The sequence below is a fragment of the Lentzea aerocolonigenes genome, assembly GCF_000955955.1.
Classification (GTDB): domain Bacteria; phylum Actinomycetota; class Actinomycetes; order Mycobacteriales; family Pseudonocardiaceae; genus Lentzea; species Lentzea aerocolonigenes_A.
The window spans coordinates 13,851-37,185 of sequence record NZ_JYJG01000033.1; the positions used below are offsets into that span (position 1 = coordinate 13,851).

The window sequence follows — 23,335 nt, forward strand, 5'->3', positions numbered from 1 at the left end:
CTAGATCAGGCTCTGGAACTCCGCCCAGGCCTCCCTGACCTCGTCCGCCGTCCACTCCAGCGCGGGTTCGGCGACCGTGATCTCGGTCTTGGCGAGCGTTCCGTCCCTCCAGAAGCCGCCGAGGAACTCGCCGCTCACCTCCTTGAGCCGGGCCGGGTCGCCGGGCAGGTGCAGCGCGAACTGGTGGGTGTGCGGCTCCGGCAGGCCCATCGCCTCCGCCACGACCTTGGCGTGCTGCACCTGGGCGCCGAGACGGGGCAGCACGGTGTCGAGGCCGTGCATTGCGGAGAGGGCGGCCGGCCACTGCTGGAAGAGCATGCCGCCGTAGCGGTGGCGCCAGACGCGTGCCTGGTCGATGAAGTCCTGGGTGCCGGCCAGTGCCGCGCCCGACATGCCCTCCAGCGACTTGTAGAACGACACGTAGACCGAGTCGAACAGGCCCGCGATCTCGGGAAGCGGCTTGCCCAGGCCGTGGGTGCTCTCCCACAGGCGGGCGCCGTCGAGGTGCACCACGGCGTCGCGTTCGCGGGCGGCGTCGACCGTTGCCGTCAGCTCGTCCCAGGTCGGGAGGATGAAGCCGGCCTCGCGGTCCGGGACCTCGAGCAGCAGCGTGCCGAACGGTTCCGGGCAGGTGGCGACCTCGTCGTTGCGGACCTTGATCGGACGGAGGCCGGACAGCACGGTCAGCGCGTCGTCCTCGTGGTGCAGCGGGTGGGCCTGGGGGTGCATCGCCACGATCGGGTTGTGGGTGCGGTCGGCCCAGCACTTGAGGGCGATCTGCTGCGCCATGGTTCCCGTCGGCACGAACAGCGCGGCCTCGGTGCCCAGTAACTGCGCCACCCGCGTCTCCAGGGCGCCTACCGGGCCGCCGTCGCCGTAGCGGTCGGGCTCGACGTCCGGCACGGGGCCGAGCGTCTCCAGAAGTGTCCGCTTCCTGACCCCGGAGAGCTGTCGGTTCATCACCTGGGCATCAAACCTCAGGTCAACGGCTCACTGCCACCGACTTCGGGGCGCGGAACGACAGCAGGTTGAGCCACTCGGGCGTGTCGTCGAGGAGGTGCAGCGACGGTTCGTGCGCGGCGACGGTCTGCAGGGTCACCGCGGCTTCGAGGCGGGCCAGGCCGGCACCGAGGCAGAAGTGGCGGCCGTAGCCGAACGCGAGGTGCTTGGGGTCGGATTCCTTGCCGCTCAACAACAACACGAGTTCGGCGCCTTGCGGGATGCGGGTGCCGGAGAGGACCACCTCACGGGCGGTCAGGCGGCGCCAGGTGACGACCGGGGTTTCGGTTCGGAGCACGTCTTCCACGAACGACTCGGCGACGTCGCGGTCTGGCAGGCGGGCCCACAGATCGCGGTCCTGGAGGGCGCGCCGGAGGGCGGTGGAGAGCAGCTGGGTCGTGGTCTCCTGGCCCGCGATGAGCAGGAAGTAGCACAGGCCCGCGGAGTCCTCGGCGGACACGCCGGCGTCGGCGAGAGCGTGGAAGAGCTCGCCGTCGCGGGCGTGGTAGCGCTTGATCAGCCACTGGTGGAAGTCGCCCACGTCGTCGACCAGTTCGAGCTGGCGTTCGGTGGAGATGTTGCCCCAGAAGAACTCCAGCGAACCCGTGCTCCAGCGCTTGAGCGTCGGGATGTCGACGTTCTCCAGGCCGAGCAGCTCCATCAGCACGATGGCGGGCAGGTCCCACGCGAGGTCGCGCACGAGATCCGTACCACCCAGGCGTTCCAAAACGAGCTCACGGATGCGAGGCTCCGCGGCGGCGACCCGAACCGGCGTGAAGAACGACGCGACGAGTCTGCGCAGGCCTGCGTGCGACTCGGAACCGTTGTTCGCCAGGGTCGGCGGCAGCGAGAAGCGCGCCCTCACCAGGGAACGCAACGCGGCCGGCGCGACCGGGGTGACGGCGGTCAGGGCGTTGTCGGGCAGGTAGGTGACGGGGTCGGCGAGGATCGCACGCACGTCGTCGTAGGCCGACACCACCCAGCGGCCGTCGCAGAACCGCACCGGTTCGGTGAGCTCGGCACGCGTGAAGGTGAACAGGTCCACGAGCGGCACGCTAGTCGGCGGATGGGAGACTCAGGCGGTGACCGTGAGCACAACTGAGGCGATTTCCAGTGGCGGTGAGTCGACGTTCGACTGGATCGACGTCCGCTCTGAAGCGCGGGCCAAGGCGGGTCTGACCCGCCGCGTCCGGCCGCGCACCTCGGACTCGACGGACCTCGACCTCGCCAGCAACGACTACCTCGGGCTCGCGAAGGACAAGCGCGTCGCGGGTGCCGCGGCTGCCGCGACCTTGAAGTGGGGCGCGGGGTCAACCGGCTCGCGCCTGGTCACCGGGTCCACGGAGCTGCACGCCGAGCTGGAGTACGAGCTCGCGAACTTCTGCGGCTCGCAGTCGGCACTGGTGTTCAGCAGCGGCTACCTGGCGAACCTCGGCGCGGTCACGGCTCTGTCCGGCCCCGGCACGGCGATCGTGGCCGACCAGCACATTCACGCGTCGCTGATCGACGGCACCCGGATGTCCAAGGCGGACGTCGTCGTCGCGGACCACTGCGACGTCGGCAAGGTCCGGCACGCGCTGGAGACCCGCGGCAAGCGGCGGGCGATCGTGGTGACGGACTCGGTGTTCTCGGTGGACGGCGACATCGCGCCTCTCAACGAACTGCACGAAGCCTGCCGTGCCAACGGTGCCGCTCTGGTGGTCGACGACGCGCACGGGCTGGGTGTGGTCGGGCCCGGCGGACGGGGTGCGGTCGCCGAGGCGGGCATCATCAAGGCGCCGGACGTGATCACCACGTTGACGCTGTCGAAGTCGCTCGGTGCGCAGGGCGGTGCGGTGCTCGGCCCGAGCCGGGTGATCAAGCACCTGATCGACACCGCGCGCACGTTCATCTTCGACACCGGCCTGGCGCCTTCCAGCGCGGCGGCTGCTCTCGCGGCGATCAAGATCCTGCGCGAGGAGCCGGACCGGCCCGAGCGCGCGCTGACCGTGGCGCACGACCTGTCGAATCGGCTGAAGGAAGCCGGTTTCGCCGTCAGCACGCCGACGGCCGCCGTGGTGAGCGTGCGGGCGCCGTCGCCTGAGCAGGCGTTCCAGTGGGCCGAGAACTGCCGGGCTCAGGGCGTGATCGTCGGCTGCTTCCGGCCGCCTTCGGTGCCGGACCAGATCAGCAGGCTGCGGCTGACCGCGCGCGCTGATCTGACCGAGGCCGACATCGAGCGCGCGGTGCGCGTGATCAGGGAGTGCGCCGCATCGTCAGGTGTGGAATCCCGTCCTCGATGAACTCCGCCCCCTCCGCCACGAAGCCGAACGACGCGTAGAAGTCCGCCACGTACGTCTGCGCGTCGAGCACGCACGACGTGGTGCCGACGTCCGCCAGGGCAGCCTGCATCAGCCGGCGGCTGTAGCCGCGGCCGCGAGCCATGCGGGCAGTGGCCACCCGGCCGATGCGGAAGGTGCCGTCCGGCTCCTCGAGCAGGCGGAGGTACGCGAGCGGGTCGTGCGAGCCGTCGGCTTCCAGCCAGAAGTGCCGGGTGCCCGGTTCCAGGTCGCGGTTGTCGACGTCGGCGTAGACGCAGTTCTGCTCGACTACGAAGACGTCCTGGCGCAGCCGCAGGATGGCGTAGAGCTGGGCGGGGCTCAGGTCGAGGCCCCACTGCCGGCGCAGGGTGGCTGGAAACTGTGTGGTTCGCACCGCACCTTGGATATCAGAAGCCCAGCACGGACCGGTAGTGAGCCAGCCGGGTGTAGACGCCCGGTTCATCGGGGCGCGCGCAGCCTCGGCCGTACGACACGACGCCGGCCAGCCTGCCCCGGACGACCAGAGGGCCGCCGGAATCGCCCGTGCACGCGTCACGGTTTCCTCGTCCTGCACACAACATCGCACCCGGCCGGTAGTCCGGCTCCTTAATCATGCACTCCTGGTCTGACAAGATCGGCACGGTCACCTTGCGCAGCGTCATGGACGGCGGCGTGTTCTCGGCGGTGCGGCCCCAGCCCAGCACCGTGCCCTCGTCGCCGGCCTCGCCCAGAGAGATCGTCCGGTACGGCAACGCACGCGCCAACGTCAGCACGGCCACGTCGTCGCCCTTGGTGACCTCGCGGTACTCCGGGTGCCGCCACACGTCGGCGACCTGAACCTCGATGCCGTCGCCGTGCGCGCGCAGGTCGGTGCGGCCCGCGACCACGTGCAACTGCGCGGCCGGGCGCTGGTTGTTGCCGATCACGCCCTTCAAGGTCGCGCAGTGGGCGGCCGTCATGACCTTGTCCGGAGCTACCAGGGCGCCGCCGCAGATCAGCTGGCCGTCGGTGGTGGTGATCGCCACAACCCACGGGGTGTCCGACACCCGCGCGGGTGTCCCCCCAACGATCGCATCAGCGGAAGAAGCACCGCTGACCAGCGCGATCAGCGTCGCCAGCACGGCAAACCGCTTACCCCTCACGGACCACTCCTCGTTGCGCCAGGTGGACGATCGGTCACCTACGGTAGCGATCGCGCTAGGACGGCGTCAAAACCGGAGATTCTCGTGTTAGTGTCCCGTTAGGCCGGAGATTTTGCGGTCAGTGGCACAGATCACGGGGGTATGTACGGTGTTGTTCGACTTCGGCCAGGTTCCGGCCTTTCTCATCGCGTGCGTGGTCGTCATCGTGACCCCCGGTGTTGACGCGTTCCTGTTGCTGCGCACGTCACTGCGGTCCGGCACCCGCTCCGGGCTGCTCGCCCTCGCGGGGATCCACTCGGCAGCCGCGGTCCAGGTCGCACTGGTGATCTCGGGGCTCGGCGTGGTGCTCGCGCGGTATCCGATGGTGCTCACGGCACTGCGCTGGATCGGCGCCGCCTACCTGCTCTACCTCGCGGTTTCCATCGCGCGGGGCCTCATCAAGCGAGCCGCGGACCAACCGGAGGAGGCCATCAGCAACCGGCCGTTCCGCCAGGGCTTCCTGACCAACATCACGAACCCGAAGATGATCCTGTTCTCGCTCGCGTTCCTGCCGCAGTTCATCGGATCGGGTGAACCGGCACCTCAGCTCGCGATGCTGGCGGCGGTCTTCCTCGGACTCGCCGCGGTCTGGGAGCTGATGATCGTGCTGGCGGCCTCCCGGATGGCCAAGAAGCTCAAGCGCCCAGGCGTCACGACGGCGCTGGACGCGGTCTGCGCGGCGGTGTTCCTGACCATGTCCGTGGGGCTTGTGCTCTGAGGCAGACTCGCTCCCGTGGCGGATCGACTGCAGGCCCTGCGCGACGCACTGGCCGCGCACCCCGGTGAACCCGTGCCGTTCGACCGACTGGTCGCCGAGGTCTGGCAGGACGATCCGCCGAAGCACCCGCGCGCGGCGCTGCGCACGTTGGTCCAACGGCTTCGCGCCACCGAGCGGGTGATCACCGAACCGTCCGGCTACCGGCTCGTCCCCCGCCCGCCCGCGCCCTGCCAGCTCCCCTCGGACCTGCCGGATTTCGTTGGCAGGAAAGAGGAAATCACAAAGCTGCAGCTGCTGAACGCGCCGGTGCGGGTGATCACCGGCCTGCCGGGTGTCGGCAAGACCGTGCTCGCCGTGCGGGAGGCGCACCGGTTGCGCGAGCAGTTCCCGGACGGCCAGCTGTACGTCAACCTCCGCGGCTACTCCACCGGCCCGTCGATGACCGTCGAGCAGGCGCGCGCCAGGTTCGTGAAGGCGCTCGGCGGCGGCCCGGACGATGACTACCGCGCGCTGTTGCGCAACCGGCGGGTGCTGGTGGTGCTCGACAACGCGACCGAGGACGTGATCACCCCGCTGCTCCCGGAGGCTCCCGGCTGCGTCGCACTGATCACCAGCCGCGCGGAACTGCCGAGGTTCGCGCAGATCAACCTGGGTGTGCTGGCGGATCGGGAAGCACGCGAGCTCCTCGAGCGAATGCGCGTCGAGGGCGACCCTGGCGAGCTGATCGAGCTGTGCGCGCGACTGCCGCTGGCACTGCGCATCGCCGGGGCGAACCTCGCCGGCCGCCACCTGCCGGACTACGTGGCGGAACTGCGCGAGCACCGGCTGGAGGCGTTGGAGATCGAGGAGGACGACACCGCCGTGCGGGCGGCGTTCGACCTCTCCTACCGGAAGCTGTCGGAACGGGCTCGGCGGACGTTCGACTTCCTCGGCGCCGTGCCCGGCCCGGACATCCCACGCGGACTCGCCGGCGACGCGATCGACGAGCTCGTCGCGGCGAACCTGGTGCAGGGCAACGGAACCGACCGCTACCAGATGCACGACCTGCTGCGCCTGTACGCACATTCCCGTGCGACGCAACAAGACCGGCGCACCGTCTTCGACTGGTACCTCACCAGGGCGGACGGTGCCGATGCCGCGCTGAACGCCGGGTTCACCCGCCTGCTGCCGCCCGTCCCGGAGGCCGTGCCGTGCGCGGACGAGCGCGAGGCCCAGGCGTGGTTCGAGACCGAGCGGGCGAACCTCGTCGCACTGGCGGAGGACCAACCGGACGCCGCTCTGGTCACCGCTCTGCGCGCACATCTGTCCCTCACCGGGCACTTCGCCGACCTGCGCTCGATCGCCCGTGCCGCGCTGGCCAGGGAGACCGGCCAACGCGCGGCCGCGATGCGCGTGTGCCTCGGGTATCTCGACTACCGCTTCGGTGACCACCGCTCCGCCATCGAGCACTGCGAGCGGGCGATCGCCGAGTTCCGGGCAGCCGACCGGCAGGCGGAGGAGTCCGTGGCGCTCAACATGCTCGCCGGCGCCTATCACAGCCTCGGCGAGCTGGATCTCGCGCGCAGGCATCTCGGCGCGGCGATCGAGCTGTACCTGGCGAACGACCTGAAGCCGCACCTCATCGGCGGTCTCGGCAATCTCGGGTTGCTGGAGATGGAGCTCGGCAACCTCGACGCCGCCGAGGAGACGGAACGCCGCTCGGTCGGCTTGGCGCGCGAGATCGACTTCGTGAGCCAGCTCGCGAACCAGCTCGGCAACCTCGGCACGGTGCTGACCGTGCGGCAGAAGTTCGCGGACGCGGAGGAGGCTTTCCGCGAGGCGCTGGAACTGGCCGTGCGACACGGCCTGCGTCCGATCGAGATGTTCGTGCTGGTCGAGTTCGCCGAGATGTTCGCCACCACGGGCAGACGTGACGAGGCCCGCGACCACGCCTCGCGCGCGCTCGAACTGGCCGGGCAGGACAACCCGTTCATCGAGGTCAACGCCTGCCTGGTGCTCGCGGAGCTGAACCGTTCGATCGCCGAGTACGACGAGGTGCACCGGCGCGCGGCCGACGCCGGGTTCCGGGTCCTGGAGGTGCTCGCGCTCGCGGGCAAAGCGGCGCTGCTGCGGGAAAGCGGCGACACGGAGGCCGCGGACACGTTGTGCCACAAGGCGATCGAACGGGCGGAGGCGGCCGGGCTCCGCTACCGCGCCGACCGAGTGCGCGCTCAGCTCAAGTAGGTCGTCACGCGCGTGTAGACGCCAGGCGTGTTCGGACGTGCGCACCCGATGCCCCACGAGACGATGCCCGCCAACCGGCCGTCGACCACGAACGGGCCGCCGGAGTCGTCGATGCACGAGTCGACCCCGCCCTCGGGATAGCCGGCGCAGAACATGGCTCCGGCGTCGTACCGCGCGTACGCCGCGGAGCACTGCTCGTCCGCCATGACAGGGATGGAGGCCTTGTGCAGCAACGGACTCTTGTCCGTATTGCTCTCCTCCTGCCGCCCCCACCCGTACACGACGCCGACCTTGCGCGCGTCATACACACCGGTGGTGGCGGCGACGGGCAGCACCCGGTACGGCATGGGCCGAGCGAGGGTCAGCAACGCGATGTCCTTGCCGCGCGAGGGAGTCGAGTAGCCGTCCGCGATCTGATACTGCGTGACGACGGACGAGGATCCGCCGTCCGTGCGGAGGTCGAGCCTGCCGCCGACCACGGTGATCGAACTGGGCGTGCGGCTGTAGACGCAGTGCGCCGCCGTGGCCACGAGATCGGGCCCGACCAGCGCACCGCCGCAGAACTGGTAGCCCGACGACGTGGTCAGGGCGACCATCCACGGCGCCTCGTCCACGTCCTCCACCACGACACCGCCGACGACTCTGGGCTCGGCGTGAGCGGGGGTCACCGTGATCACGAGCAGGGCCAGAACCACAGCCGGCAGACGCATGGACCCCACTGAACCCAGGGGTCTAGGAGCCGACAACTCCAGTCGGCAAAGCATCCACGACCGGGTGAAGGTCCTTCGCGTACCGGGAGAGCCGGACGTAGACGCCGGGCTTGCCCCTGCGCGCACAGCCCTCGCCCCACGACGTGACGCCGACGAGCTTGCCGCCCGCGACGATCGGGCCACCCGAGTCGCCCTGGCAGGTGTCGATCTTGCCGCCGTCGTAGCCCGCGCAGAACATGTCCGTCTTCACGAACTGCGGGTACGCCTCGACGCAGTAGTCGTCCGGCAGCACCGGCACCGTGGCCTGCATGAGGAACCGCGACGTCTTCCCGTTCTCGCTGGTGCGGCCCCAGCCGAGCGCGCGCAACGGCGTGCCGGGCTGGTAGAGCGCCCGATCGGTCAGCTCGGCGATGGGCAGCGGCGCGTACGGCAGCGGGCTCTTGAGCGTCAGGACGGCCACGTCCTCGCCCTCGTCCGCCGAGACGTACTGCTTGTGGATCCAGATGTCCGCCGGCGTCACCGACACCCCGGAACCACGATCTTGCTTGTCCTCGCGACCGGCGACAACGCGCAGCTCACGAGGACTGCGACCCAGGGCGCAGTGGGCCGCGGTGAGCACCTTGGACGGCGCGACGATCGTGCCGCCGCAGAACTGCGCGCCGCCCGAGTCGGTCAGGTAGACCGCCCACGGGTTGGCCTCGATCGAGGCCCGCTCGCCGCCGATGACCTGCTCACCGGCGGCGGCGGTGCCTGTCGACACCAGCATCGCGGCCGCAACCAGCACCAGGAGTCGTCTCATGACTCCAGATGGTAGCTACTCCGCTGGTCCGTTCGGAGCAACCTTGCTCCACATCCTGCCCGCGGCACCCATGACGGACTCGCCGATGTCGTTGATCGTCTTGATCAACGGGTCGGCGGAGTTGCTCATGGACTCCTTGTACGACTTCGCGGCGGACTTCACATCGTCCGTGAGGTTGCTCGCCGGCCTGTCGTCCTCGCGGCGCGCGTACGTGCCGGTCAGGATCTCGCGGTACTCCTCGGTCGCCGACCAGCGCTGCAGCTCGGCGGCCCGCACCACGACCAGCGGGTGCGAACGGTGCTCGGTGTGCAGGAGCTTGAGGAGGCTGTCGCGGATGTCCTCGACCTCCTCGTACTCCTTCGCCTGCGCGAGGAACGACGCGATGTCGACCTGGCCGCCGAGGTCGCCGGCCATCGCGAGGTGCGTGCGCAACGCGGCCTGCGGGTCCTGGCACGCGAGCAGGCCCGCGCGGTCGCAGGACAGCTCGGTCTTGCGCTGCCACTCGCGCAGCGCCGCGATGACCGCCCGCATGGCGATCGCGCCCGCGGGCACCCAGGCGAACGAGGTGGTGAGGTCGATGAGCCGGCGCAACAGCGTGTTGTAGAGCGCGTGGCCCGACATCGCGTGGCCCATCTCGTGACCGATGAGGAACCGCAGCGACTCGTTGTCGAGCAGGTCGACCGCACCGGTGCTGATCACGATGAACGGCTTGTCGATGCCGTAGGTGAAGCCGTAGACCTGCGCGTTGCGCTCGACGTAGAGCTCGGGGACCTCGTCGAGGTCGAACGTCGCCGCCACCTCGTTGCGGATCCGGTCGATCAACGGGTACTGCTTCGGGCCGACCCGCACGGAGGAAGCCACCTGAAGCAGGCGCTCACCACGCTCGGAGAAGGCTCCGGCGACCGCCTTGAGGATCGGTGCCACGGCGGGCACCGCCCTCAGCACCGCGAGGGCGCCTCGGTCGGCAGGATGTTCATAGGCGCGCGGGCTGATCCCCGGGAACCGCACCCTCGATGACTGCTCAATATCCCCCGTCACACCCCCAGGTTAGACACGATCCGGACAAGGGTGCACGGAATCGGCGCCGGTTGGTTGCAAACTGGCGCGGTGACCGACGAAGACACCACCGTCCTGCCGCTGCGTGGCGGTGCTTCCGCGACCCTGGTCCGCAGGCGTGCCGCGGCCAACGACCGCGGCGCGATCCTCTACGTGCACGGGTTCGCCGACTACTTCTTCCAGGAGCACGTGGCCGAGCACTACACCGCCCAGGGTTACGACTTCTACGCGGTCGACCTGCGCGGATACGGCCGCTCGCTGCGCGAGGGCGAGGTCCCGAACTACACGACCGACATGGCCGTGTACTTCGAGGAGATCGACGCCGCGATCGCCAAGGTTCGCGAAGAGCATTCGCGTGTCGTCCTGATGGGCCACTCTACCGGTGGCCTCACCACGTCGTTGTGGGCACACGAACGGCGGGATGCCGAGTTGATCAGCGCGTTGGTGCTGAACAGCCCGTGGCTGGACGTCGTCGAGCCGCCGTTCATGCGTCAGCTGGTTCGCTTGATCGGTCAGGTCGCGCCCAAGGTGAAGATCCGCGCGAACCTCGGCGACGCCTACGGGTCGGCGATCCACAACTCGCGCAACGGCGAGTGGGACTTCGACCTGAAATGGAAGCCGCTCGCGGGGTTCCCGGTGCTCGCCGGGTGGATCCGGGCGATCCTGATCGCGCAGGAGAAGGTCCACAACGGACTCGACGTACGCGTGCCCGTGCTGGTGCTGCACTCGGACAAGAGCATGCTGAACGCCAAGGCGTGGAGCGAGGACGTGTCCAAGGCGGACGCTGTGCTCGACGTCGAGGGCATGCGGAAGTGGGGCCCGAAGATCGGATCATCGGTCCGGGTCGTGGAGATCAAGGACGGCATGCACGACCTGTTCCTGTCGTCCGAGCCGGTACGTGCGGCAGCGCTCGCCGAGATCGACGAGTTCCTGAAATCGGCTTGACCTCGTCGTAGGTCGAGGTTCGAGACTGGTCGTCATGAACATCGACTTCAACGCCTGGTACGCGCTCGAAAGCGCGATGCAGGACGAGAAAAATCGCCGCGTCAGCCGGGCGACGTTGAAGCGCGTCGCCCGGTTCGCACGGCCGCAGCGCCGTGCCGTGTACGCGTTGCTGGCCACCAGTGCGGTGGCCGCTGTGCTGGCAGTCGCCTCGCCCGTGCTGGCCGGTCGCGTGATCGACCAGATCACCGGTGGGCGCGACCTCGGTGTGATCGTGTGGCTGGCTGTCGCGATCGCCGGGGTGGCGGTGCTGGAGGCGGGCTTCTCGCTGGCCGAGCGGTGGCAGTCGTCGCGCGTGGGCGAGGACCTGATCCTGCGGCTGCGGCAGTCCGTCTTCGACCATGTGCAACGGATGCCGATCGCGTTCTTCACCCGCACGCGCACCGGAGCGTTGGTGTCGCGGCTGAACAACGACGTGATCGCGGCGCAGCGGGCGTTCTCCGAGACGATCTCCGGGGTGGTCACGAACGTGATCGCGCTGGTGTTGACGCTGGCCGTGATGCTGACGCTGTCGTGGCAGGTCACGGTGCTCGCGATGGTGCTGCTGCCGATCTTCCTGATCCCGGCGCGGCGGATGGGCAAGCGCTTGGCGTCGATGCACCGCGAGGCCGCCAACCTCGACTCGGCGATGACGACGCAGATGACCGAGCGGTTCTCGGCGCCGGGTGCGACGTTGATCAAGCTGTTCGGCCGGCCGTCGTTGGAGAGCATGGAGTTCGGGGCGCGCGCTCGGCGCGTGCGTGACATCGGCGTGCGGACTGCCGTGGCGCAGTGGTTGTTCCTCGTCGCGTTGACCTTGGTGTCGTCGTTGGCGCTCGCGCTGGTCTACGGGCTGGGCGGGTACTTCGCGATCGCCGGGCAGATGGCGCCGGGCACGATCGTGACGCTGGCCCTGTTGTTGACGCGCTTGTACGCGCCGTTGACCGCGTTGGCGGGTGCACGGGTCGACGTGATGACCGCACTGGTGTCGTTCGAACGGGTCTTCGAGGTGCTGGACCTGCCGCCGTTGATCAAGGAGAAGCCGGGCGCCGTCGCGGTGCCCGACGGACCGGTTTCGGTGGAGTTCTCGGACGTCCGGTTCGCTTACCCGTCCGCGGACAAGGTGTCGCTGGCTTCGCTGGAAGAGGTCGCGTCGCTCGACACCCGTGGAGGCGAGGAAATCCTCGGTGGGGTTTCCTTCGTCGCCGAGCCGGGATCGTTGATCGCACTGGTCGGCGCGTCGGGCGCGGGCAAGTCGACCGTTGCCTCGTTGGTACCTCGGTTGTACGACGCGGACTCCGGCGCGGTGCGACTGTCCGGTGTGGACGTTCGCGAGCTGTCGTTCGACTCGATCCGCGAGACCGTGGGCATGGTGACGCAGGACGGGCACCTGTTCCACGAGTCGATCGGGGCGAACCTGCGGCTGGCGGCACCTGCCGCGACCGACGAGGAGATCTGGGACGCCCTGACGCGGGCGCGGCTGGCCGACCTGGTGTCGTCGTTGCCGGATCAGCTGGACACCGTGGTGGGTGAACGCGGCTACCGGCTGTCGGGTGGTGAACGGCAACGGCTGACGATCGCGCGGTTGCTGCTGGCCAAGCCGCGCGTGGTGATCCTGGACGAGGCGACCGCGCACCTGGACTCGCGTTCTGAAGCGGCGGTGCAGGAAGCGCTGGTCGAGGCACTGGCCGGGCGGACGTCACTGGTGATCGCGCACCGGCTGTCGACGATCCGGGCCGCGGACCAGATTCTCGTGGTTGATCACGGCGCGATCGTCGAGCGTGGTACGCATGAGGAGTTGCTGGCCCTGGAGGGCCACTACGCCAAGTTGTACCGCACGCAGTTCAGCGAAGAGCCGATCGGAACGCCATGACCATTCCCTCGCCCGACAACCTCTACCCGTTGCCGGACATCGCGCGGACCGTGCAACTGCGGCCGTTGGTGAAGAACCCGCAGATCATCGTCGGTGAGTACACGTACTACGACGATCCGTTCCACGCCGAGGAGTTCGAGCGCCGCAACGTGCTCTACAACTTCGGCGAGGAGAAGCTGTTGATCGGGCGGTACTGCGCGCTGGCCGAGGGCGTCCGGTTCATCATGTCCGGTGGAAATCACCGGACTGACGGGGTGTCGACCTTCCCGTTCACGATCTTCGGTGGCGCGTGGGGTGAGAAGACCCTCGACATCGCGCTGGGGGCGGCTTCTCGTGGAGACACGGTGGTGGGCAACGACGTCTGGATCGGGTACCAGGCGTTGATCATGCCGGGGGTGCGGATCGGGAACGGGGCGATCATCGCGTCCGGGTCCGTGGTGGTGTCGGACGTGCCGGCTTACGGCGTGGTCGGCGGGAATCCGGCGAAGATGCTGAAGAAGCGGTACAGCGACGAGGAAATCGAGTTGCTGGAGCGGATCGCCTGGTGGGACTGGCCGGTGGAGAAGGTCACCGAGCACGTCCGGGTGATCATGGCCGGGACGCCTGCCGAGCTGGCCGAGGTGGCGGGCTGAGATCGGTTTGGTGGCGACCGAGTGAACTTCGGCGGCGAATGGTCTTGAGCGCGCGACCATGAGCACATGGAGTACGACCGCTACTGCGACCTGACGATGCGCGGCGGCACGACCAGCGGTGTTGTCTATCCGCTGGCGGTTGCGTCGTTGGCGCGCCACTACGAGTTCAAGCAGATCGGCGGGGCGTCCGCCGGGGCGATCGCGGCGGCGTTCACCGCGGCCGCCGAGCGCGGGCGTGGTTCCGGTGGGTTCGAGAAGCTCACCAAGCTGATCGACTGGTTCACGTCCGGGACCGGGGCGGAGCAGTGGCGGCTGGCGCAGTTGTTCCAGCCCAACGAGAAGACGCGGGCGCTGTACCGGATCGTCGTGGCGACGATGCAGAGGCGGGACACCACCGGACGCAGTGCGATCTCGTGCTTGTTCTTCGCGTTGCTCGGAGCTGTCGGGTTGCGCGCCAAGGGTGTGCTCGGGCTGATGGCGTTGTTGTGGCTGGGCGGGCCCGTGTTGTGGTCCGCCTGGCTGGCGCCCGAGCAGTACCCGACATGGCTGGCGGTGCTGGTCGTGTTGCTCGCGCTCGCGTGCATTGTGATTGTGCTGTGGCCGTTGCGCGGGAGTTTGCCTTGGCCTGCGGTGTTGTTCGTCATCGTGCCGTTGGTGCTCGGGTTGGCGTTCTCCAGGCACTATGCGACGGCTGCGGTGGTTTTGCTGGTGTGGCTCGTGTTGACGTTGGCTGCTGTCAGCGCGTTGACGGTCACGTACGGGTACGCGATGCAGCGGTACATGCGGAACAACGCGCGTGCCATCCACTTCGGACTCGTGCCGGGTACCGGGGATTTCACGCCGTCGTGGCTGGATCGGTTGGCGGGCATGCCGAAGCCGACCGGGGTGCCGCCGCTGGCCGACTGGATCGCGGATCAGTTGGACGACCTCGCGGGGACCGAGCGGGCGTTGACGTTCGGGGATCTCGGCGAGATCAACCTGGTGCTGATGACGACGGATCTGTCCGAGGGGCGGCCGTACCGGTTGCCGTTCAAGGGTGAGTGGCAGTACTGCGAGGAGTGCCTCGGGTACGTGTTGCCGAGCCGGGTCGTCGAGCAGATGAACGGACCTGAGACCGGCGACAGGTGTCCCGAGCACGCGCACATGCCGCTCAGGGAACTGCCGGGCCGTGAGAGCCTGCCGGTGGTGCTGGCCGTGCGGATGTCGCTGTCGTTCCCCGGGCTGATCGCGGCGGTGCCGTTGTGCCGGGACGGGCGGGTGCACTGGTTCTCGGACGGTGGCATCACCAGCAACTTCCCGATCCACTTCTTCGACTCGCTGCTGCCGCGCTGGCCCACGTTCGGGCTGAGCCTGCAGCCGTATCCGCCGGGCGACACGAACGAGGTGTGGCTGCCGGAGCAGGACGCGTCGACCGCCGGTGCGCACTACGCGCCGCTGACGTCGATGCCGAAGTTCCTGGTGTCCATTTTGGACACGTTCCTGGACTGGCGGGACACGATGCAGTCGGCGTTGCCGGGCTATCGCGGGCGGATCGCGCACGTGCGCCAGGCCGAGGACGAGGGCGGCACGAACCTGTTCATGCCGCCGGCCACGATCAGGAAGCTGGCGTTGCGCGGGCAGAAGGCCGGGGATCTGCTGCGGGAGCGGTTCGAACAGCAGGCGAACACGGACCGGTACCGGTGGATCCGGCTGCGAATGGCGGTGCGGGAGTACCAGGAGCTCGGCGTGCAGGCTGCGGAGCGGGACGCGATGTACGAGGAGCTGCTCGCACGGTTCCAGATTCCCGCCGAGCTGCACGAGTGGTTCACGACTCCCCCGGCCGACGGTGACCCCTACAAGGCCCAGATCGAGGTCGCGCTTGACGACGTCGGGCGGTTGAAGGACGACGGGCCGTTCGACGGCGTGGCGCCGGTCGATCCGGATTTGCGCCTGACGCCACCCGAGTAGGAGCGGTAACCTGGGTGCGTGACGCGATTTAGCCACCCCCGGCCTGCGGCGGTGGCGCGCGCTTAGAACCTTCCCGTTGGTCGGGGGACTCCGCATCCCACAGAGACCGAGTAGAACGGGAAGAACCCCATGTACCGCACCGATGAACTCGTGCGCGCTCTGAGCGTGCGCGACCTCAGCGATCCCGCGCAGGGGCCGCACGCGATGCAGTTGTTGGTCAAAGATCTGCACGCCGTCCTCGACAACCCGCGGGAAGTCCGCCATCACCCGCTCGTGCCGGTGGAGCACAACTACGAGCGGCTCGGCTATCCGGCCGACGCGGTCACCAGGGAAGCGCGCTACACCAGGTACGTCAGCGAGACGTGCATGCTGCGCAGCCACACGACGGCGATGATCCCGCCGGCGATGCGGGCGTCGACACCGGACGTGACGCTGGTCTGCCCTGGACTCGTGTACCGCCGGGACACGGTCGACCGCCTGCACACCGGCACCCCGCACCAGCTGGACGTCTGGCGGATCAGCAGGAGCCAGGAGGATTTCGGTGAACTGGTCGACGTCGTCGTCACGACGTTGTTGCCCGGCAAGCGTTATCGGATGGTCGACGCGCAACACCCGTACACGACGCACGGCAAGCAGATCGACGTCTGGCACGACGGTGAATGGGTGGAGATCGGCGAGGGCGGACGGACCGCGCGCCACGTCCTCGAAGACCACCCGCACGGCCTCGCGACGGGCTGGGGGTTGGACCGGCTTCTGATGCTGCGCAAGGGAATCCCGGACATCCGGCTGTTGCGCAACGAGGACCCGCGGATCGCGACGCAGATGCTGGACCTCGACGAGTACCGGCCGATCTCACGGCATCCCGCCGCGATCAGGGACATCTCGATCATGGCTCACGAGAGCGAGGACATCGAGACGCTCGGCGACCAGATCCGGGCGCTCACTCCGGAGGACGTGATCGAGGAGATCGCGATCCTGAGCGAGACGCCGGCCGAGGAACTGCCCGAACACGTCCAACAACGCCTGGAAGCCAGGCCCGGGCAGAAGAACGTGCTGATCCGCGTGACGATGAGGGCGCCGGAACGCACCCTCACCGACCGCGAGACGAACGAGATACGGGACCGGCTGCTTCAGGGCTTGCGGGCGACAGCGCCGTAGATGCTGGTCCAGTCCTCGTAGGAGTCCGGGCGCCAGTCGTTGACCGCGACGACGCCCGGCTCCAGCATCTCCATGCCCTCGAAGAACTGGCTGACCTGGTCCTTCGTGCGCATGGTGAGCCGGTTGTCGGAGTTGTTGTAGATCTTGGCAACGCGTGCGGCCTCGGCCTTCTCCTCGTCGCTCAGGCCGTCCCAGCTGGCGTGGGTGATGGCCACGTGCGAACCGGGCGCGAGAGCCGACATGTACTCGGCAACGGCCTCGTAGGGCCCGTCCGCGTCGGGGACGAAGTGCAGCGCCGCGATGATCAGCACGCCGATCGGGCGGGAGAAGTCGAGCGTCTCGCGGGCACCTTCGAGGACCGTGGAGGTCGCGCGCAGGTCGGCGAGGATGGCGTTCGCGTTGGGGTTGTCGGCCAGCAGCGCGTTGCTGTGCGAGACGGCGACCGGCTCGAAGTCGACGTAGACCACGCGGGCGTCCGGGTTGTCGTGCTGGGCGATCTCGTGGACGTTGCCGACGGTCGGGATGCCGGAGCCCAGGTCGAGGAACTGGTCGACGCCCTGCGAGACGAGATGGCGGACGACCCTGCGCATGAACGAGCGGTTGGCCTGGGCGCTCTGGGCGACGCCGGGGAAGATCTGCTCCACCTGCTTGGCGGCGGCGCGGTCGGCTTCGAAGTTGTGCGAGCCGCCCAGGTAGTAGTCGTACATCCGCGCGACGCTCGGGCGCGTGACGTCGACAGTGGACGGGACCCACTTCAGCTCTTCCATCACGCGCGCATCCTTACTCGTGTGCACACGAGTGTCCACCGACGTCACCCGTTGCGCCGCGCTCGCTCACAGCGAACAGCGGAGGGGAACACCACCACGCTCCAGATGGTTGAGCGGTACAGACTCAACTTTGGAGGGTGACGAGATGGGCGAGACTCTGGCCCTGCCGGTACTGCCGCTGGACGACGTCGTGGTGCTGCCCGGCATGGTGGTGCCGATCCGCATCTCGGGTGCGGACGCGAGCGCCGAGGCCCGCGCGGCCGTGGACGCTGCTACGACGGCCGCGAACCATCAAGTGCTGCTCGTCCCACGGCTGGACGGGAAGTACGCGGCAGTGGGAACACTGGCCGAGATCGAGCAGGTCGGACGCCTGCCCGGTGGTGAGCGCGCGGCTGTCGTGCGCGGCACCAAGCGCGTGCGCATCGGCACGGGCACCACCGGGCCGGGCGCGGCGCTGTGGGTGAACGCGACGATCGCGGACGAGTCCCCGATCACCGAGCGGACCCGTGAGCTCGCCCGCGAGTACCGGGCGCTGGTGACGAACATCCTCCAGACGCGCGGCGCGTGGCAGATGGTCGACTCGGTGCAGCAGATCAGTGACCCGTCGGCGCTGGCCGACCTCGCCGGCTACGCGTCGTACATCGACGAGAAGCAGAAGATCTGGCTGCTGGAGACGGCTGACGTCACCACGCGGCTGGAGAAGCTGCTCGAGTGGGGTCAGGCGCACCTGACCGAGCTCGACGTCAACGAGACGATCGCGAAGGACGTCAAGGAAGGCGTCGAGAAGCAGCAGCGGGAGTTCCTGCTGCGCCAGCAGATGGCCGCGATCCGCAAGGAACTGGCCGAGCTCGACGGCAAGCCCGCCACCGAGCAGGAGGACTACCGGGCTCGCGTCGAGGCCGCCGACCTGCCGGAGAAGGTGCTCAAGGCCGCGCTGACCGAGGTCGACAAGCTGGAGCGCACCTCGGAGCAGTCGCCGGAGGTGGGCTGGATCCGGACGTGGCTCGACACCGTTCTCGAGATTCCGTGGAACGAGCGGACCGAGGACTCCTACGACATCAAGGCCGCGCGCGAGATCCTCGACGCGGACCACGCCGGGCTCGACGACGTGAAGCAGCGCATCACGGAGTACTTGGCCGTGCGCAAGCGTCGCGCCGACCGCGGTCTGGGCGTTGTCGGTGGACGTCGTTCCGGTGCCGTGCTGGCTCTGACGGGCCCTCCCGGCGTCGGCAAGACGTCGCTCGGCGAGTCCGTGGCACGCGCGATGGGCCGCAAGTTCGTGCGCGTGGCTCTCGGTGGCGTGCGGGACGAGGCCGAGATCCGGGGCCACCGTCGCACGTACGTAGGCGCGTTGCCGGGCCGGATCGTCCGCGCGATCAGCGAGGCCGGGTCGATGAACCCGGTCGTGCTGCTCGACGAGATCGACAAGGTCGGCTCCGACTACCGCGGCGACCCCACGGCGGCGTTGCTCGAGGTGCTGGACCCGGCGCAGAACCACACGTTCCGCGACCACTACCTGGAGGTCGAGCTGGACCTCTCGGACGTGGTGTTCCTCGCGACCGCGAACGTGCTGGAGTCGATCCCGGCGCCGTTGCTCGACCGCATGGAACTGGTGCAGCTCGACGGCTACACCGAGGACGAGAAGGTCACGATCGCCAGCGACCACCTGCTGCCGCGCCAGCTCGACCGCGCCGGCCTCACCTCCGAGGACGTCAAGTTCGAGAAGCCCGCGCTGCACCAGCTGGCGAGCGAGTACACGCGTGAAGCCGGTGTGCGGCAACTGGAACGTGCGCTGGCACGGGTTCTGCGCAAGGTGACCGCGAAGGTGGCTCTGGGCGATTCGGAACTGCCCGTCGTGGTCGACCAGCCGTCGCTGAAGTCGTACCTGGGCAGCCCGAAGAACACCCCGGAGTCGGCCGAGCGCACCTCGGTTCCCGGTGTGGCAACGGGTCTGGCCGTCACGGGTGTCGGTGGCGACGTGCTGTTCATCGAGGCTTCCTTGGCACCCAAGGACACTGGAGCTTCCGGTGTGACCTTGACCGGTCAGCTCGGTGACGTGATGAAGGAGTCCGCGCAGATCGCGTTGTCGTACCTGCGCTCGCACGACGACAAGGCGGCTGCTTTGGACGGTCGTGGCGTGCACATCCACGTCCCGGCGGGTGCGGTGCCGAAGGACGGTCCGTCCGCGGGCGTCACGATGACGACGGCGCTGGCGTCGCTGCTGTCGGGCCGCCCGGTGCGCTCCGACGTGGCGATGACGGGTGAGATCTCGTTGACCGGCCGGGTGTTGCCGATCGGTGGCGTGAAGCAGAAGCTGCTCGCCGCCCACCGCGCGGGCATCACGACGGTGCTGCTGCCGTCGCGCAACGAGCCGGACCTGGACGACGTGCCGGAGTCGGTGCGCGAACAGCTGACCGTGCACCTGGTGTCGGACGTGTCCGAGGTGCTGGAACACGCGCTCTCGCAGGAGAACGTCGCAGTCGTTGCGGCGTAAGAGTTTCGCGTGGTGTGTCCACGGGCCCTCGTCGGCCTGGTTCGTGTCCAGGTGGGACAGACCGGCGAGGGTCCGTGGACACACCACTCACCCCTCGTGGGGGCAGTAGCGGCGACTGCTGTCCCCACGAGGCTTTTTCGCGTCAGTAGCGGCCGATGTCGATGACCAGCCTGCTCGGGTTCGTCAGCTGGAACACCCGGTGCCAGGTGCCGGCGTTGTCGTAACCCACGGCGATTCCCAGCACTGCCTCGAAGTCGCAGTGGAGGGCGACCCTGCGGACGTTGTTCAGGCCGGGCGTCGCGAAGTTCTGCGACCCGGTGTAGGTCGGGTTCCCGTTGTCGTCGTGCGCGGCGGCACCGTGCACGTAGATCGACAGGACCTCGTTGCTGCCGGGCATGGAGACAGGGGCGCCGGACCCGCAGCTGGCGACACCGGCGACCTCCCTGACCCGGTAGTCCGGAGTCACGCCGGACATGTCCAGCACCACCCGGTCGTAGTCGGGGTGTGCGCCGGTTCGGATGTTCGACAGCGTCGGCACGCTCTGCGCTGACGCCGTCGGGATGAACGTGAAGACCGCGAGCACTGCCATCAGCACCGCGGCCACGCGTCTGTTCTTCATCATTGGCCCCCTCTCAGGGCTTCTCGATATAAGAACAGACGCGTGACCCGCGTCACAGTTGCGTCAGTTGTGGTCGATGTCCACGACGTACCTCAACGGGCCATCGGTCGTGAACCACGCGTGGTAGCTCGCGTTCTTCCGGTTCACGCCGATCGCGATCGACAGGACGGCCTCGAAGTCGCACGTGAACGCGACGCTCTGCGCGGTCGGCAGACCCGTCTCGAACTTGCGCGATCCGGGGTAGGTCGAGTGCCCGTTCTCGTGCGCGGCGGCCGGCTGCAGCCGCACCTCGAGGAACTCCTCGCCCAGTGCCGAGACCGGCTTGCCCGAGCCGCAGCTCGTCGGCTCGGTGGTCCGCGTGACGCTGGCCCCCGGCTCGGCACCGGTCAGGTCGAACACCACGCGGTCGAACGTCGGGTGGTGTCCCGTCCGAACGTTGGTCAGCAGCGTGGTGCCGGCCGCCGACGCGCTCGGCACGATCGTCACCGCCATCACGACAGCAGCGAGCCCAGCAAGAAACTTCTTCATGAAGATCCCCCTCTTCACGGATCTGGCTACCCCAGAAAGTCCTCCAGTGGCACTGGAGTCAACCCATCTTGCTTGGCGCGGTTCAAAAACGCCGTGAAATCCTCGACGAACGTTGTACGAAAGTGCATCAGGACGATGTCGCCCGGCTTGAGCTTGTCCCCCATCTGGAACTGCACGTGGCCGTCGTTGACCGCCGCCGTCCAGTTGACGAGCGCCTTGAACCCGCAGCTCGCGGCGGCCTTGCGGGTCGTCGCGTCGTAGTTGCCGAACGGCGGCCGGAACAGCGTCGGGCGCTTGCCGTAGTCGTGAGCCAGGAAGTCCGCGTTGCCGCAGATCTCCTGCTTCTGGAACTCGAACGGCTTGCCCTGCAGGTTCGGGTGGTTCGTGGTGTGGCTGTGGATCGTGGCCGGTAACTGCTTGAAGTAGTCCTTGTGCCCCTCGGCGTACTTGGTGTTGAGGAACAACGAGGGCCACACGCCGGCGTTGATCATCAGCTCCTGCGCCTTCGGGTGCTGCACCGCGCCGTCGTCGATCGTGATGAACACGTACGGCTTGTCCGTCGCGATGTGCGTGACCACGGGCACCATGCCGTCGGCGGTCGCGGGCGCGTGAGCCTGCACCGTGCCGTACGGGTACGGCGGCTCGAACATGCGCTTCGGCCGCTCCGGAGTGGTCGTCGTCGGCGCCGGCGAGGACGTCGTGAGAACGGGACCACTGGTTTGCGCGTCGGGCGCCTCTCCGCATGAGACGAGCCCGGCAACCAGTACAAATGCAGCAGCAAGCCGCAACCTGGACATCGTATTTCCCCCTCCACGCGGAAGACGCCGCGCAGGCCCTCATGGTTGCACGGGGATAGGCTCGAACTGATCACAAAGAGGAGGAGAAACGATGAGCCTCGAGCGCCCAGTCGCTCCCGACCCCTACCAGTTGCTCCCGCAGGTCGGCACCTTCGACGTGACGTCGTCGGACGTGCGCGACGGCGAGCAGCTCCCCGACGCCCAGGTCTTCGAGGGCGGCAACACCTCGCCCCAGCTCTCGTGGTCCGGCTTCCCCGCCGAGACGCGCAGCTTCGTGGTCACCTGCTTCGACCCCGACGCCCCCACCCCCTCCGGCTTCTGGCACTGGGTGGCCGTGAACCTCCCCGCGACCACCACCTCGTTGGACACCGGCGCGGGCAACGACGACGGCACACTTCCGGGTGACGCCTTCCACGTGCGCTCCGACTTCGGCACGCGTGCGTTCGGTGGCGCGGCCCCGCCCAAGGGCGACCACCCGCACCGCTACTACTTCGTGGTGCACGCGGTCGACGTGGACAAACTCGACGTGGACGGGGACGCCTCGCCTGCCGTGGTGAGCTTCAACCTCGCGTTCCACACGCTGGCCAGGGCGATCATCACGCCGACTTACCAGCATTGAGCAAGCGGCCGGCTCGCTGGGACGTGCCCAGCGAGTTGGCCAGGCTCGCGCCGCAGATCAGCAGGATGCCCACGATCTGCAGCGGGTGGATCCTGGTGCCGTACACCGACATGTCGACGATGATCGCGACCACCGGGTAGACGAACGACAGCACCGCGATCAGCGACGTCGGAAGCTTCTGGTAGCTCGAGTACATCAGCACGTACATGACGCAGGTGTGGATCACGCCGATGCCGACGAGCCACGCCCAGCCGTTGCCGATCGACGCGGTGCCGGAGAAGTCGACGAACGGCAGCAGCAGGAAGATGCCGGCGGTCACCTGCACGAGAGCGATCAGGTGCGGGCGGATTCCCTTGAGCTGCTTGGCGATGATCGTGGCGAACGCGTAGAGCAACGCGGCGAGCAGTGCCTGGCCGATGCCGAGCAGGTAGGAACCGCTCACGGTGACACTGGTGATGTCGGTGACCAGCACGACTCCGGCGAACGCGACACCGACCCAGCCGAGCTTGGCCGCGGTGAGCTTTTCCTTGAACACCAACGCTCCCAGCAGCACGACGTAGAACGGCTGCGTGTGGTAGACGACGGTCGCGAGTGAGATCGACGTCTTCGCGTAGGCGGAGAACAGGAACGCCCAGTTGTAGACGATGAAGACGCCGCCCAGCAGAGCGAGCAGGAACGTCTTTCGGGTGAAGCCGGTGTCGCTGAAGAAGCCCCGGATCCAGCAGTACAGGCCCAGCGCCCCAGCTCCGAAAACGCACCGCCAGAACGCCACGGTGAACGGCTGCGCGCCGGACTCGAACACGAACACACCGATGGTCCCGGACAACACCATGGCGATCGTCAGCTCGACGATCCCCTTCTTCCGCAGCTCAGCCGCCTGAATGCTCATGGCACTAAGTTTGCGATGGCTCACATACCGCCAACAGTGGCAGCG

Annotated in this window: 22 protein-coding genes; 10 read left to right on the plus strand and 12 right to left on the minus strand. The window is 68.3% G+C overall.

From position 1 onward, the window contains the following. Together UK23_RS06520 and UK23_RS06525 are read right to left on the minus strand one after the other, a co-directional pair. On the minus strand, positions 1 to 960 hold the full coding sequence (locus UK23_RS06520) for a threonine aldolase family protein (RefSeq protein ID WP_045310466.1): 960 nt from the start codon (positions 958 to 960) through the stop codon (positions 1 to 3). A 22-nt stretch (positions 961 to 982) separates the two neighbouring features. Beyond that, complete coding sequence (locus UK23_RS06525; protein WP_196777640.1) at positions 983 to 2,044, minus strand: cytochrome P450; 1,062 nt, start codon at positions 2,042 to 2,044, stop codon at positions 983 to 985. Positions 2,045 to 2,087: 43 nt separating this feature from the next. Here UK23_RS06525 and UK23_RS06530 point away from each other — a divergent pair, with 43 nt between their 5' ends. After that, positions 2,088 to 3,281, plus strand: coding sequence for an 8-amino-7-oxononanoate synthase (locus tag UK23_RS06530; RefSeq protein ID WP_231114399.1), 1,194 nt, complete (start codon positions 2,088 to 2,090; stop codon positions 3,279 to 3,281). Here the strand turns inward: UK23_RS06530 and UK23_RS06535 are convergent. After that, positions 3,235 to 3,693 carry a GNAT family N-acetyltransferase gene (locus UK23_RS06535; RefSeq protein WP_045310467.1) on the minus strand — a complete coding sequence of 153 codons (459 nt, stop codon included), beginning with the start codon at positions 3,691 to 3,693 and terminating at the stop codon, positions 3,235 to 3,237. The two genes, UK23_RS06530 and UK23_RS06535, sit on opposite strands and share 47 nt — an antisense overlap. A gap of 13 nt (positions 3,694 to 3,706) precedes the next feature. Continuing rightward, a complete protein-coding gene (locus UK23_RS06540; RefSeq protein WP_045310468.1) occupies positions 3,707 to 4,441 on the minus strand; it encodes a serine protease in 735 nt (244 codons plus the stop codon). 121 nt (positions 4,442 to 4,562) lie between these two features. On the opposite strand from UK23_RS06540, the gene UK23_RS06545 reads away from it, so the two are divergent. Further along, positions 4,563 to 5,198 carry a LysE family translocator gene (locus tag UK23_RS06545; protein ID WP_231114400.1) on the plus strand — a complete coding sequence of 212 codons (636 nt, stop codon included), beginning with the start codon at positions 4,563 to 4,565 and terminating at the stop codon, positions 5,196 to 5,198. A gap of 15 nt (positions 5,199 to 5,213) precedes the next feature. After that, a complete protein-coding gene (locus UK23_RS48330; RefSeq protein ID WP_052684426.1) occupies positions 5,214 to 7,421 on the plus strand; it encodes a tetratricopeptide repeat protein in 2,208 nt (735 codons plus the stop codon). On the opposite strand, the gene UK23_RS06555 is transcribed toward UK23_RS48330, so the two are convergent. From UK23_RS06555 to UK23_RS06565, 3 genes are read right to left on the minus strand one after another with little or no spacing between them, the layout of a single operon-like run. Next, a complete protein-coding gene (locus tag UK23_RS06555; protein ID WP_052684430.1) occupies positions 7,409 to 8,131 on the minus strand; it encodes a S1 family serine peptidase in 723 nt (240 codons plus the stop codon). The two genes, UK23_RS48330 and UK23_RS06555, sit on opposite strands and share 13 nt — an antisense overlap. 22 nt (positions 8,132 to 8,153) lie before the next feature. After that, positions 8,154 to 8,930, minus strand: a complete 777-nt coding sequence (locus UK23_RS06560; RefSeq protein WP_045310471.1) for a S1 family peptidase — start codon at positions 8,928 to 8,930, stop codon at positions 8,154 to 8,156. A gap of 15 nt (positions 8,931 to 8,945) precedes the next feature. Next, positions 8,946 to 9,968, minus strand: a complete 1,023-nt coding sequence (locus UK23_RS06565) for a M48 family metallopeptidase (RefSeq protein ID WP_045310472.1) — start codon at positions 9,966 to 9,968, stop codon at positions 8,946 to 8,948. A gap of 69 nt (positions 9,969 to 10,037) precedes the next feature. Here UK23_RS06565 and UK23_RS06570 point away from each other — a divergent pair, with 69 nt between their 5' ends. The 5 genes from UK23_RS06570 (at position 10,038) to UK23_RS06590 (ending at position 16,577) form a co-directional block, all read left to right on the plus strand. Then, positions 10,038 to 10,931, plus strand: a complete 894-nt coding sequence (locus UK23_RS06570; protein WP_196777641.1) for an alpha/beta hydrolase — start codon at positions 10,038 to 10,040, stop codon at positions 10,929 to 10,931. Positions 10,932 to 11,007: 76 nt separating this feature from the next. Beyond that, the gene (locus tag UK23_RS06575) at positions 11,008 to 12,840 is read left to right on the plus strand and encodes an ABC transporter ATP-binding protein (RefSeq protein ID WP_419503869.1); all 1,833 of its coding nucleotides are present in this window, start codon (positions 11,008 to 11,010) and stop codon (positions 12,838 to 12,840) included. Beyond that, entirely contained in the window at positions 12,837 to 13,472 is a 636-nt protein-coding gene (locus UK23_RS06580; RefSeq protein ID WP_045310473.1) for a CatB-related O-acetyltransferase, read from the plus strand. The genes UK23_RS06575 and UK23_RS06580 overlap by 4 nt, the downstream gene beginning before the upstream one ends. Before the next feature lie 66 nt (positions 13,473 to 13,538). After that, a complete protein-coding gene (locus UK23_RS06585) occupies positions 13,539 to 15,419 on the plus strand; it encodes a patatin-like phospholipase family protein (protein ID WP_045310474.1) in 1,881 nt (626 codons plus the stop codon). A 129-nt stretch (positions 15,420 to 15,548) separates the two neighbouring features. Next, positions 15,549 to 16,577 carry a hypothetical protein gene (locus UK23_RS06590; RefSeq protein ID WP_045310475.1) on the plus strand — a complete coding sequence of 343 codons (1,029 nt, stop codon included), beginning with the start codon at positions 15,549 to 15,551 and terminating at the stop codon, positions 16,575 to 16,577. Here UK23_RS06590 and UK23_RS06595 read toward each other — a convergent pair. Further along, positions 16,550 to 17,344, minus strand: coding sequence for an SAM-dependent methyltransferase (locus tag UK23_RS06595; protein WP_045310476.1), 795 nt, complete (start codon positions 17,342 to 17,344; stop codon positions 16,550 to 16,552). The two genes, UK23_RS06590 and UK23_RS06595, sit on opposite strands and share 28 nt — an antisense overlap. 145 nt (positions 17,345 to 17,489) lie before the next feature. On the opposite strand from UK23_RS06595, the gene lon reads away from it, so the two are divergent. After that, complete coding sequence (lon, locus tag UK23_RS06600) at positions 17,490 to 19,838, plus strand: endopeptidase La (RefSeq protein ID WP_045310477.1); 2,349 nt, start codon at positions 17,490 to 17,492, stop codon at positions 19,836 to 19,838. A 142-nt stretch (positions 19,839 to 19,980) separates the two neighbouring features. Here the strand turns inward: lon and UK23_RS06605 are convergent, their stop codons facing one another. The 3 genes from UK23_RS06605 to UK23_RS06615 form a co-directional block, all read right to left on the minus strand. Next, positions 19,981 to 20,457: an AMIN-like domain-containing (lipo)protein gene (locus UK23_RS06605; protein ID WP_156212877.1), complete on the minus strand. Its 477-nt coding sequence runs from the start codon at positions 20,455 to 20,457 to the stop codon at positions 19,981 to 19,983. A 63-nt stretch (positions 20,458 to 20,520) separates the two neighbouring features. Continuing rightward, positions 20,521 to 20,985 (minus strand): AMIN-like domain-containing (lipo)protein, encoded by a 465-nt coding sequence (locus UK23_RS06610; protein ID WP_156212879.1) that lies wholly within the window; start codon positions 20,983 to 20,985, stop codon positions 20,521 to 20,523. Positions 20,986 to 21,011: 26 nt separating this feature from the next. After that, positions 21,012 to 21,782: a polysaccharide deacetylase family protein gene (locus tag UK23_RS06615; protein ID WP_045310478.1), complete on the minus strand. Its 771-nt coding sequence runs from the start codon at positions 21,780 to 21,782 to the stop codon at positions 21,012 to 21,014. A 91-nt stretch (positions 21,783 to 21,873) separates the two neighbouring features. Here UK23_RS06615 and UK23_RS06620 point away from each other — a divergent pair, with 91 nt between their 5' ends. Beyond that, positions 21,874 to 22,401, plus strand: a complete 528-nt coding sequence (locus UK23_RS06620) for a YbhB/YbcL family Raf kinase inhibitor-like protein (protein ID WP_045310479.1) — start codon at positions 21,874 to 21,876, stop codon at positions 22,399 to 22,401. On the opposite strand, the gene UK23_RS06625 is transcribed toward UK23_RS06620, so the two are convergent. Beyond that, positions 22,379 to 23,290, minus strand: a complete 912-nt coding sequence (locus tag UK23_RS06625; protein WP_045310480.1) for a DMT family transporter — start codon at positions 23,288 to 23,290, stop codon at positions 22,379 to 22,381. The two genes, UK23_RS06620 and UK23_RS06625, sit on opposite strands and share 23 nt — an antisense overlap. Positions 23,291 to 23,335: the final 45 nt, after the last annotated feature.